At 71.3% G+C, this 11,087-nt stretch carries 11 protein-coding genes and 1 pseudogene; 4 read left to right on the forward strand and 8 right to left on the reverse strand.

Annotated elements, in window-relative coordinates; genetic code table 11:
• Positions 1 to 166: 166 nt before the first annotated feature.
• Together F3J10_RS31235 and F3J10_RS31240 are read right to left on the reverse strand one after the other, a co-directional pair.
• Positions 167 to 769: a nitroreductase family protein gene (locus F3J10_RS31235; RefSeq protein ID WP_017921196.1), complete on the reverse strand. Its 603-nt coding sequence runs from the start codon at positions 767 to 769 to the stop codon at positions 167 to 169.
• Between the two features lie 242 nt (positions 770 to 1,011).
• Complete coding sequence (locus F3J10_RS31240) at positions 1,012 to 2,295, reverse strand: MFS transporter (RefSeq protein WP_166916180.1); 1,284 nt, start codon at positions 2,293 to 2,295, stop codon at positions 1,012 to 1,014.
• A gap of 178 nt (positions 2,296 to 2,473) precedes the next feature.
• Here F3J10_RS31240 and F3J10_RS31245 point away from each other — a divergent pair, with 178 nt between their 5' ends.
• Both F3J10_RS31245 and F3J10_RS31250 read left to right on the forward strand, forming a co-directional pair.
• On the forward strand, positions 2,474 to 3,091 hold the full coding sequence (locus F3J10_RS31245; protein WP_167243721.1) for a TetR/AcrR family transcriptional regulator: 618 nt from the start codon (positions 2,474 to 2,476) through the stop codon (positions 3,089 to 3,091).
• A gap of 161 nt (positions 3,092 to 3,252) precedes the next feature.
• Positions 3,253 to 3,831 (forward strand): DUF1415 domain-containing protein, encoded by a 579-nt coding sequence (locus tag F3J10_RS31250; RefSeq protein ID WP_025100892.1) that lies wholly within the window; start codon positions 3,253 to 3,255, stop codon positions 3,829 to 3,831.
• Between the two features lie 33 nt (positions 3,832 to 3,864).
• On the opposite strand, the gene F3J10_RS31255 is transcribed toward F3J10_RS31250, so the two are convergent.
• The 4 genes from F3J10_RS31255 to F3J10_RS31270 form a co-directional block, all read right to left on the reverse strand.
• Positions 3,865 to 4,743, reverse strand: a complete 879-nt coding sequence (locus tag F3J10_RS31255; RefSeq protein ID WP_025100891.1) for an SAM-dependent methyltransferase — start codon at positions 4,741 to 4,743, stop codon at positions 3,865 to 3,867.
• 111 nt (positions 4,744 to 4,854) lie between these two features.
• Complete coding sequence (locus F3J10_RS31260; protein ID WP_167243722.1) at positions 4,855 to 5,988, reverse strand: class I SAM-dependent methyltransferase; 1,134 nt, start codon at positions 5,986 to 5,988, stop codon at positions 4,855 to 4,857.
• Between the two features lie 209 nt (positions 5,989 to 6,197).
• Positions 6,198 to 6,680, reverse strand: a complete 483-nt coding sequence (locus tag F3J10_RS31265) for an LEA type 2 family protein (protein ID WP_017921200.1) — start codon at positions 6,678 to 6,680, stop codon at positions 6,198 to 6,200.
• A gap of 98 nt (positions 6,681 to 6,778) precedes the next feature.
• Positions 6,779 to 7,708 (reverse strand): LysR family transcriptional regulator, encoded by a 930-nt coding sequence (locus tag F3J10_RS31270; protein WP_025100888.1) that lies wholly within the window; start codon positions 7,706 to 7,708, stop codon positions 6,779 to 6,781.
• Between the two features lie 140 nt (positions 7,709 to 7,848).
• Here F3J10_RS31270 and F3J10_RS31275 point away from each other — a divergent pair, with 140 nt between their 5' ends.
• Both F3J10_RS31275 and F3J10_RS31280 read left to right on the forward strand, forming a co-directional pair.
• Positions 7,849 to 8,826, forward strand: a complete 978-nt coding sequence (locus F3J10_RS31275; protein ID WP_167243723.1) for a zinc-binding alcohol dehydrogenase family protein — start codon at positions 7,849 to 7,851, stop codon at positions 8,824 to 8,826.
• Between the two features lie 32 nt (positions 8,827 to 8,858).
• Positions 8,859 to 9,011, forward strand: coding sequence for a DUF1427 family protein (locus F3J10_RS31280; protein WP_166916172.1), 153 nt, complete (start codon positions 8,859 to 8,861; stop codon positions 9,009 to 9,011).
• 111 nt (positions 9,012 to 9,122) lie between these two features.
• Here F3J10_RS31280 and F3J10_RS31285 read toward each other — a convergent pair whose 3' ends face one another.
• Positions 9,123 to 10,154 (reverse strand): transporter, encoded by a 1,032-nt coding sequence (locus tag F3J10_RS31285; RefSeq protein WP_017921682.1) that lies wholly within the window; start codon positions 10,152 to 10,154, stop codon positions 9,123 to 9,125.
• A 442-nt stretch (positions 10,155 to 10,596) separates the two neighbouring features.
• Positions 10,597 to 11,087, reverse strand: a pseudogene (locus tag F3J10_RS31290) (phage tail protein); the annotation flags it as partial.

An 11,087-nucleotide genomic window follows, 5' to 3' on the forward strand; every position in this document is an offset into this window, starting at 1 on the left:
GGCCGTGGGCGCGGCCGCCCGGCGATGCCATCGCGCGGCACCATGAAAAACGCGCGCCGCCCGTCGTGATGACGGCGCGGCGCGCGTCCTGGCCGGTTGCGGCGGCGCGGCCCGGCTCGCCCGCGAGGCGGGGCGGGCTACCAGTCGCCGCAGGAGCTCGGGTGCCTCAGGCTCCCGCGAACGGCACCTTCCAGCCGCCCTGGTAGGCGATCTCGCCAATCGCGTTACGCGTGCGCGGCGCGCGCTCGCGATCGCGCAGCACCGGGTCGAGCTTGTCGGCATCGCCGTAGTGGCCGACCGAGATCATCGCGATGATCTCGACGTCGGCCGGCACCGCGAAGGCCTCGCGGAACGCCTTCGGATCGAAGCCGCTCATCTGGTGCGCGGCCAGGCCCAGCGCATGGGCCTGCAGCACCAGCGCCATCGCCGCCGCGCCCGCGTCGTAGAGCGCGGTGGTGCTCGGCTCGCCCTTCGAGGTCAGGGTGTGCGAGGTCACCGCGATCAGCACCGGGGCCGGCGCGTTCCAGGCCTGGTTGAACGGCACCAGCGTGGCGAAGGCCTTCTTGAAGGCGGCCTCGTCGCGCGTGCGATCGAACACCACGAAGCGCCAGGGCTGCGCGTTGTAGGCCGACGGCGCCCAGCGCGCGGCCTCCAGCAGCGCATGCAGGTGCTCGCCGCTGATCGGCTGGTTCGAATAGGCACGCGGGCTCCAGCGCCCCGCGATCAGTTCGTGGATCGACACAGCGGTGGGTGCAGGTTTGACGGACATGCGGTTCCTCATAGTCGAAAAAGGGCACAAGCCCCGGAGAACCGCAAGGATACCCGTTCGCTGCCGGATGCGTATGTCGGGGTTCGGGATTGCAAATCAGCCTGGGCGCGAGGGCGGCAGCGCCGCGTCGCGGGCTGAAAAGGCAGGCGGCGCAAGGCTTGGCGAGCCGTGCCTCGCGTCTTGCTCGCGCGGGCCCGCTCGCGGAGCCCCCGCTCCCGGCCTGCCCGCGCGCCGTCCCTGCCTCAGGCCGCCTGCGGCACGCTGCGCGTGCGGCCGCGTCCGATGCGCAGCACGATCAGCGCGCCGACGATGCACAGCCCGCCCGAGATCATCGAGGCCAGCGTGTAGGTGCCCAGGCTCGCGCGCAGCAGGCCGGCGCCGAGCGTGGCGAAGGCCGCGCCGAGCTGGTGGCCCGCGACGATCCAGCCGAACACGATCGGCGCGCGCTCCTTGCCCCAGATGTCGGTGGCCAGGCGCACGGTGGGCGGCACGGTGGCGATCCAGTCGAGGCCGTAGAACACCGCGAACACCGGCAGGCCGAAGAAGTCGATGCCGAAGGCGTGCGGCAGGTAGATCAGCGACAGCCCGCGCAGCCCGTAGTACCAGAACAGCAGCACCCGGCTGTCGTAGCGATCCGACAGCCAGCCCGAGGCGGTGGTGCCGATCAGGTCGAAGATGCCCATCGCCGCCAGCAGCGAGGCACCCTGCACCTCGCTCATGCCGTAGTCGCTGCACATCGCGATCAGGTGCGAGCCGATATAGCCGTTGGTGCTGGCGCCGCAGATGAAGAAGCTGAAGAACAGCAGCCAGAAGTCGCGACGGCGCGCGGCGCTGAACAGCGCCTCGAAGGCGGTGGCGAGCGGGTTCTGCCGGGCCGCCTCGGCCGCGCGCGGCGCATCCTCGGGTTCGCCGTAGGGGCGCAGCTGCACGTCGGCGGGCCGCTCCGGCAGCAGGAAGATCACCAGCGGCACCACGATCGCCAGCGCCACCGCCACCACCAGCACCACCGGGCGCCAGCCGTGATGCTCGGAGATCGAGGCCAGCATCGGCAGGAACACCATCTGGCCGGTGGCCGAGCTGGCCGTCAGCATGCCCATCACCAGTCCGCGGCGCGCCACGAACCAGCGGTTCACGAAGGTCGCCGACAGCGTCAGCGCGGCCACGCCGGTGGCGCTGCCGACCATCACGCCCCAGATCAGCACCATCTGCCAGGTGGCCGTCATCATCGACGACAGGGCCACGCCCGTGCCCATCACCACCAGCGCGGTGAGGATGGTGGGACGCAGGCCGAAGCGCTGCATCGCGGCCGCCGCGAACGGCCCGGTCAGGCCATAGAGCGCGATATTGATCGAGATCGCCAGCGAGACCGTGGCGCGGCTCCAGCCGAATTCGTTGCCGAGCGGCACCATCAGCACGCTCGGCGTGGCGCGCGTGCCGGCCGCGGCGAGCAGGATCAGGAACACCACCGCGGCCGCCACCCAGCCGTAATGGAAGCGCCCGCGAGCGCTCGCTGCAATCCAGTTCATCCCAACCACTCCAGTTGCGGCCGCGCCAGGCTGAGCGAAGCATGCCGGCTTTCTGACCCCGTTGACGGTGCGACCGCGGCGTTACCGCTCAGTCACAAGAGCTTGCGATCGTAGTTACCGCTCGGTAACATGTCAAGCGTCGAATTCAATTCACCCGCATCAATCGAGGTTATTGTTCATGAGCGCAGCTTCCGCCAAATCCGCCAGCGCCTCGCGCCGTTCGCCGACGGCCGGCGCGACCGCCCATGCCCAGCTGCTCGACGCGGCCGAGACGCTGTTCTACCGGGAAGGCGTGCGGGCCGTCGGCGTGGATGCCGTGGTCGAGCAGGCCGGCGTCAACAAGATGAGCCTGTATCGACAGTTCGCCTCGAAGGACGAGCTGGTGCTGGCCTATCTCGAGCGCAAGAACGAGCACTATTTCGATCGCTTCGACGAGGACGCGCGGCGCCTGCCCGACGATCCGAAGGCCCAGTTGCTGAAGTACGTCGACGAGCTGGCGGTGCGCGCCGCGGCGCCCGATTACCGCGGCTGCCCGTTCATCAACGTGGCCGTCGAGTTTCCCGATCCGAACCATGCCGCGCGCGCCTCGGTGGCCGACAACAAGGCCGAGCTGATGCGCCGGCTGCTGGCGCTCGCGCAGGGTGCCGGCGCGCGCGAGCCGCGCGTGCTGGCCGAGGGCATCGCGCTGGTGATCGAGGGCATCTACGCGGCCAGCCAGACCTATCGCGGCAAGGACAGCCCGATCGGCGCCGCGCCGCGCGTGGTGCGGATGATGATCGAGGCGGCCTGCGCCTGAGGGCCGCCGGCGCGGGGGGAGCGGGGGGAGCCGCGGCACGATCGGCCGCGCCCTGCCCGCCCCGCGTCACGCGCATCGTCCTCACCGCTCTCCCTGCCCCCACCGCCCTCCCTGCCCGCCCCGCTACAATGCCAGCCCCCGCCTCGCCACCGTCCCCGACCATGAATCCATCCGAAGCCGAGATCCTCGCCGCCACGCGCCACTGGCTCACGCGCGCCGTGATCGGGCTGAACCTGTGCCCGTTCGCCAAGAGCGTGCACGTCAAGGGCCAGGTGCGTTACGCGCTCAGCCGGGCGAGCCGCTTCGAGGATGCCTTCGCCGACCTGGAGACCGAGCTGCGCGCGCTCGCCGAGGCCGACCCCGAGGCGATCGACACCACCCTGGTGATCTTCCCGTTCGCCTTCGCCGAGTTCGCCGACTTCAGCGACGCGATCCACTTCGCCGACCAGTTGCTGCAGCAACTGCGGCTCGACGGCATGCTGCAGGTCGCGAGCTTCCACCCGCGCTACCAGTTCGACGGCAGCGAGCCCGAGGACATCGAGAACTACACGAATCGCGCGCCCTATCCGATCCTGCACCTGCTGCGCGAGGCCAGCATCGATCGCGCGGTCGAGGCCTTCCCGGACGCGGCCGAGATCTACGAGCGCAACCAGGCCACGCTGCGGCGGCTCGGCCACGCGGGCTGGCGGGAATGGATGACGGAGGACGGCCAGGACGGGCGCCCCGAAGCGGGCAACTGAGCGCGGCCCGGCAGGCCTGGCTCGGTTGCCGGCTCAGTTAGCGACTGAGGTGCCGACTGAGGCGCTGGCGGCCTCGCCGGCTCGCGGCGCGAAGAAACGCTGGTTCAGCTCGGCCAGGCCGAACATCCCGAGGATCTCGTCGAGGCGCTCGCTGGGCTTGCGGCGCGGCAGGTTCTTGTACTGCGCGATGATCAGCTCGTTCTTCATCGAATGCTCCCAGCCGACCAGCTCGGTGACGCTGACCTGGTAGCCATGCGCCTCCAGTTGCAGGCAGCGCAGCACATTGGTGATCTGGCTGCCGAACTCGCGCGTGTGGATGGGATGGCGCCACACCTCGGCCAGCGCGCTGGACAGCGACTTGCCCTTGTTCCGGCGCAGCACGCCGGCCACCTCGGCCTGGCAGCAGGGCACCAGCACGATATGGCGCGCCTCCTTGGCGAGCGCGAAGCGGATCGCGTCGTCGGTGGCGGTATCGCAGGCATGCAGGGCCGTCACCACGTCGATGCTGGCCGGCAGCCTGGGCGAGTCGATCGACTCGGCCACCGACAGCGTCTCGAAGGACATCCCGCCGAAACCGAGCCGCGCGGCCAGCGCGGTGGAGCGCTCGACCAGTTCCTCGCGCGTCTCGATGCCGTAGATATGCGAGCCGGCCGCCGGGCGCGACTTGAAGAACAGGTCGTAGAGGATGAAGCCCAGATAGGACTTGCCGGCGCCGTGGTCGACCAGGCTCACGCCGCCGCGCTCGGCGGCGACGCTCTCCAGCAGCGGCTCGATGAACTGGTACAGGTGGTAGACCTGCTTGAGCTTGCGGCGGCTGTCCTGGTTCATCTTGCCGTCGCGCGTCAGGATGTGCAGCTCCTTGAGCAGCTCGACCGATTGCTCGGGACGGACTTCGTAGGTCTTGTTCGACATGGGGCGGGAACGGCCGGGGCCGCACCGGTGAAACCGGCGCGACATCGGCAGGAATGCGGGTGGAATGGCGGCAGTTTACCGAAATTCGCGCGACTTGCCCGAAGGCCGGCCTCAGCCGCCCGCGCCGAGCCGCCAGAGCGAGGTGATCTCGGCCGAGCGGGCCCGGTGCAGCGGGTCGCTGGCGTCGCCGGCCTTGGGATGGACCGGCTTGATGTCGTCGCGGCCCAGCACCGCCAGCCCCGCCGCGTCGATCCAGCCCAGCAGCGCCTCGCGCGTGCGCAGGCCCAGGTGCTCGGCGAAATCCGAGAGGATCAGCCAGCCCTCGCCGCCCGGCTCGAGATGGGCGGCCAGGCCAGCCAGGAAGCCCTTCAGCATGCGGCTGTCGGGATCGTAGACAGCGTACTCGATCGGCGAGCTGGGCCGCGCCGGCACCCAGGGCGGATTGCAGACCACCAGCGGCGCGCGGCCCGGCGGGAACAGGTCGGCCCTCAGCAGCTCGACCTGCCGGTCGCGGCCGAGCCGTTCGAGGTTCTCGGCGGCGCAGGCCAGCGCGCGCGGGTCCTGGTCGGTGGCGATCACGCGCGCCACGCCGCGCTGCGCGAGCAGGGCCGCGAGCACGCCGGTGCCGGTACCGATATCGAAGGCGAGCGCGGCGGCACCGGCCGGCAGCGGCGCGCGCGCGACCAGCTCGACGTACTCGCCGCGCACCGGCGAGAACACCCCGTAATGCGGATGGATGCGCGCGCCCAGGGCCGGGATCTCGACGCCCTTCTTGCGCCACTCGTGCGCGCCGACCAGGCCCAGCAGCTCGCGCAGCGAGGCGACCGAAGGCTCGCCGCCGGCCCCGTAGGCCTCGCTGCAGGCCTCGCGCAGGTCGGGCGCGCGGCGCAGCGCGATCTGGTAATCGGCTTCCAGCGGGATCAGCAGCATGCCCAGCGTGCGGGCGCGCTGCGATTGGGCGAGGCGATGCAGGTTGAAGGCGTCCACCGAGGATTCGGGCGCCTTCTTGTGGCGGCGGTCGATGCGGCGTGCCAGCGCCTGCAGCAACTGGCGCGCGTTCTGGAAGTCGCCCTGCCAGACCAGCGCGGTGCCCTCGCAGGCGAGCCGGTAGGCGGCGTCCGCCGTGGTCGTGTCGTCGGCCGCCACGACGCGTCTGGGCGGCGGCGCACCGGCCTCGGAACGCCAGCGCAGCGCGCGCTCGGCGCCGTTTGCATCGATGAAGTGGAGGGGCGGGTAATCGGTCACGGCAACTCGGGCGAAAGCGGGGAAAACGGGCACGAACCGGGCGGGACCGGTTCGCGGCAGCCCGGATTATCCCCCGCCGCGCCGGATGGCCCAAGCACGGCGGTGTGACAACGGCGGCCGGCGCGGCCCCGGTTCGGCTCGCGGCACGCCGGGATCGGGCGCGGCGCGGCTTGCGCCCGGCTCGCGCTCGAGACCCGCTCGGCTCGCATTCAATAAGCGCCGTAGCCCGACATCGCCGGCAGGCTCAGGGAACCGGCATCGCTGAAGCGCACGCCGCCGAGCATGCCCGAGGAGAGCTTGCCGCTCAACCGGTAGGGCACCTGCCCCGAAGCCGCCGCGTCGGCGAAGCCGAAAGCCTGGCGCGCGGCCGCGAAGGCGGTGACGGTGATCGGCACGGCGATCACCGCCTCGCCGAAGCGCGGCACCGTGCCCCGCGCGTCGCTCACGCCGCTGGCGAAGGCGCGGCCGTTCAGTTCCAGCGAAAGGGCGATGCCGTCGTAGTCGATCGGCCTGTCGTTGGGGTTCTGCACCCGCAGCTTCAGGTTGAAGCGCATCTCCAGCCCCTGCCCCGGCAGCGGCTCCAGGCCGACCACGCCGATCCGCGGCGAATCCAGGCCCAGCGTGGCGCAACCGGCCAGCAGCAGCGAGGCCGCCCCGGCGGCCAGCCAACGAAACGCATCACGACGCTGCATGGCGCCCTCCTCCCTTCGATCGAAACGGCATCCAGACTGGACCTCCATGCCGCGACGTAGTTCCGGCGCCGGCTCGCCCGCCCCCGCCCGTCCGTCCCTCATCCCCCCGCCGCGACGCGCTGCCAGGGCGGATCGGCGAACCAGTCGCGCAGGAAGTCGAGCAACACCTGGGTGCGCGCGCTGCCGCCCGATTGCTGGCGCAGCAGGTGGATGGTCGCGTCCTCCAGCACGGGCGCCGCGCCACCGACCTCGAGGGCCACCAGCACGCCGTTGGCGAGCGCCACGCCGGCCAGCCAGGTCGGCAGATGGGCGATGCCGAGCCCCTCGACCGCGGCCGCCAGCAGGGCTTCCGAATGATTGCTGCGAAAGCGCGGCGCGTCGGGTGCGTGACGGTGCTCGCCGAAGCGCCAGGCGCCCGGCGGCGGCGAACCGTGCCAGGCCAGGCAGTCGTGGCGCGCCAGCTCATCGAGCGAGCGCGGCGCGCCGCGCGCGGCCACATAGGCCGGGCTCGCGCACAGCACGCGGCGCTGCGGCGCGAGCACGGTGGCCACGAAACGGGTCGCCGCCACCGGCCCGATCCGCAGCGCCAGGTCCACCTCGGCGCCGAGCCGCTCGCCGGGCAGGTCGACCATGCTGTCGGTCAGCACCAGCTCGACCACGATCGCCGGGTGGCGCCGCATGAAGGCCGCCAGCGCCGGCATCAGGTGCAGCCGGCCGAACGGCGCCGGGCAGTCGATGCGCAGCAGGCCGCCCGGCTCGTCGCGCTGCTTGTGCAGCTCGGCCTGCAGGCCGCGCATGCCGGCCAGCAGCGACTTGGCGCGCTCGTAGAGCAACTGGCCGGCCTCGGTCGGCCGCATCGCATGGGTGCTCCGATGCAGCACGCGCAGGCCGAGCTGGGCTTCGAGCTGGTCGATGCGGCGCGCCACCGAGGAGGCGGCCATGTCGTGGCGCCGCGCGGCAGCGGAGAAGCTCTGCAGTTCGACGACGTCGACGAACAGCGCCAGGTGCGGGGAGAGGATCGATTCCATGGAAGGCGGCAGTTTGGCTTTGCATTTTTCGCAAAGCGATGATGCGCCTTTGCGGATTTCCGCGTCAATCGCGGCTGCCTAGACTGGCATCCATCGACTGAGCGATTCAGTCATCGCCCCAACTGACAGGAGTTTCCGCCATGCAACGCATCGTCCTCGACACCGCCGCCCGCGACATCGATTCCCTGCTCGCGCCGATCCAAGACAGCCTCTCGCCGGTGGTCGGCGACGGCCAGATGCTGATCGACATCCACGCCGCCGGCGTCAACCCGAGCGACGTGAAGGCCGCGCTCGGCAACATGCCGCACGCGGTCTGGCCGCGCACGCCGGGCCGCGACTGGGCCGGCGTGGTGCGCCTGGGCCCGGCCGACTGGGTCGGCGCGGCGGTCTGGGGTTCGGGCGGCGAACTGGGAATCCGTCGCGACGGCTCGCATGCGCAGCAGATGCTGGTGGAAGCGGCCCAGGTGCGCCGCAAGCCCGCCTCGATGACGCTCGACGAGGCAGCCGGCGTGGGCGTGCCCTTCATCACCGCCTACGAGGGCCTGCGCCGGGCCGGCATGCCGCAGGCGGGCGAGGTGGTGCTGGTGTTCGGCGCGAACGGCAAGGTCGGGCAGGCAAGCATCCAGCTCGCCACCGCGCGCGGCGCGCGCGTGATCGGCGTCGAGCGCAGCGCCGGCGTCTATCGCGGCCATGCCAGCGCCGAGGTGCCGGTGCTCGACGCCTCCAGCCAGGACATCGCCGCCACGGTGCGCGAGATGACCGGCGGGCGCGGCGCCGACATCGTCTACAACACGGTCGGCAGCCCCTATTTCGCGGCGGCCAACGCGGCGATGGCGATCGGCGCGCGCCAGATCTTCATCTCCACGATCGAGCGCAGCGTGCCCTTCGACATCTTCGCGTTCTACCGCGGCCAGCACACCTTTGTCGGCGTCGATTCGCTGGCGCTCGACGGCACGGCCTGCGCGCGCATCCTCGACGAGCTGGCACCCGCCTTCGAGACCGGCACGCTGCGGCCGTTCCCGATCACGGCCGAGCACGTCTACGCGCTGGACCACGCGCAGGACGCGTATCGCGCGGTATTGACGGGCGCACGCGAACGCGTGCTGATCCGTCCGTGAACGCGCCGGCCACGGGCAAGGGGAGAACCAGGATGATCGACTACGCGGTGTCGCTCGGCGTCGGGCTGGGCGTGGGTGTGCTCTACGGGGTGCTGAACGTGCGTTCGCCGGCGCCGCCGCTGATCGCGCTGATCGGGCTGCTCGGCATGGTGCTGGGGGAAACCGCGATCCGCTGGCTGCGCTGACGCCGCCGGCGCAGTGCGGCACGGTGAGGTGAGGCAAGGCGGCCGCTCGCGCGGTGCGCCGCCTCGTCGGCGGCATCGACACTCACCCGGGCACTCACCCCGGCGCCCGCCTCAGCGGTCGCCGCGCCGCCAGAACGCCCACCAGGCGGCCAGGCCGGTGAACATGGTGACGAACAGCACCATCAGCCAGAAGCCGTGCTTGTTCTCGGCGAGCGGCACGCCGCCCACGTTCATGCCGAAGAAACCGGCCACGATATTGATCGGCAGCGCGATCACGGTCACCAGGGTCAGCGTGAACAGCGTGCGGTTGTTCTGTTCGTCGAGCCGCGAGGTGATCTCTTCCTGCAGCAGCTTGATCCGCTCCACCAGCCCGGCCAGGTCGGCCAGCACCAGCGAGAACTCCTCGGTCGATTCGCGCAGCTCCTGCACGTCCTCGCCGAGCAGCCAGGCGGGCGGCTTGGCCAGCAGCCGGAAGATCGAACCCGGCTCGGGCGCGAGCATGCGCTGCAGCCGCGTCAGGCTGCGGCGCATCGAACCCAGCTGCTCGCGGTTGGCGGTGGGCCGCTGCGAGAGGAAGCGATCCTCGATGCGGTCCACGTCGACTGCCGCGCGCCGCACGATGTGCTGCATCACGTCGGCCTGGTCGCGCAGCAGGTGGATCAGCAGCTCGGTCGGCGAGCGGAAGCGCTCGCCCTGGCGCACGCACTCGCGCAGCGTGTCGACCGAGCGCAGCGGCTTCAGGCGCGCGGTCACCATCATGCGGCGATCGACATAGACCCACAGCGTCGCCACCTCGGCCGCCTCCATGTCGAGGCTGAACATCACGTCGTTGACCACCGCGCGCAGCACGCCTTCCTGCTGCTCGATGCGGGTCGAGTGCGAGCCCTCGCGCAGGAATTCGTAGAAGCTCTCGGGCAGGCCCAGATGGGCGCGCATCCAGCGTTCGCTGGCGCCGTGCGCGAGATTGAAATGCAGCCACTGGAACTCGCCCTGGGCGGCGCCCTTCACGGGCACGTCCAGCAGGCGCAGGCTGGTCTCGGTCGCGTCCACGGGCACCCCGGCCGCGTCCGGCGCGAAGCGGAACGCGCAGACCATGCCGCTCATGTCGGCGCCGTACGTGGGAATGATCATTTCTGGTTTCATCGACTGTCCTGCCTATCCTGTCCGCCGCCTGCCGCGCACCGTCCGCCACCCACGGCGCGCCCGCCCTCCTGTTTCGCCGATGCGCGTGTCAGCATGATGGCGCGTCATCTGGCTGCCACGATCGCGTCGCGTCGGCGCGACAGCGAAAGCCGGCCGGCGCCCGCTCGAAAGCGCGTCGTAAACGTGGGCGCGGGCGACACGTCGCCGGCAACGAAGCATAGCGAAACCCGGGGAGAACCGCGAATCAATCCGGCGCGGGTCGAAAGCTCAGGATGGCGAAGCGCCTGCCGGCGGCAGACCGGCGGCAGACCGGCGCGGGGCCGGCGCGGAATCGACGGAGGTCGACGAAAGGTCGGCAGGAGATCGGCGAGAAGCCGGAATGCACCGCGCCCGGCATCGCGCAAATGAAAATGCCGGCGCGCGGGCCGGCATCTCGTCGGAATCAGGGTTGGCGGTTCTGGTTCGCCGAACTCGGGCAGGACGGATCCTTGCCCCAGTGACCGTCGCAGACGCGCCAGCGACAGAGTTGATCCTCGAAGAAGCCGCGCTGGCTGCACTCCTTCACGCGCGCGGCCAGCGAGCCGGTATCGGCGGCGGCCACCTTCTGCACCGGCGCGGCCTTTTCCTTGCGCGGCTTGGCCGACAGCGGCACGCCCGGATCGGCCGGCTTGGTGCGGGCCACCAGCGCGGCCAGCAGGTCGGCATCGGGATCGTCGGGCTTCTTCGCGGTGGCGCCGGCCGGGCGGCGCTTGGCGGCGGCCTCGAGCTGGCGGTCGTGGCGCTTCTTGGCGGCCAGTTCCTGCCTGGCGTGCGCCTCCTCGCGCTTGGCCTCGGCGGCGGCGAGCCGCGCCTCGGCCTTGGTCTGGTGCTGCGGCTTGCCCTTGGCGGCCGCCACGTCCTGCCTGGCGCCCGCGGCACTGGCGCCGGCCTTGC

It is taken from the genome of Burkholderia sp. Cy-637 (assembly GCF_011753175.1).
Taxonomy (GTDB): Bacteria; Pseudomonadota; Gammaproteobacteria; order Burkholderiales; family Burkholderiaceae; genus Burkholderia; species Burkholderia gladioli.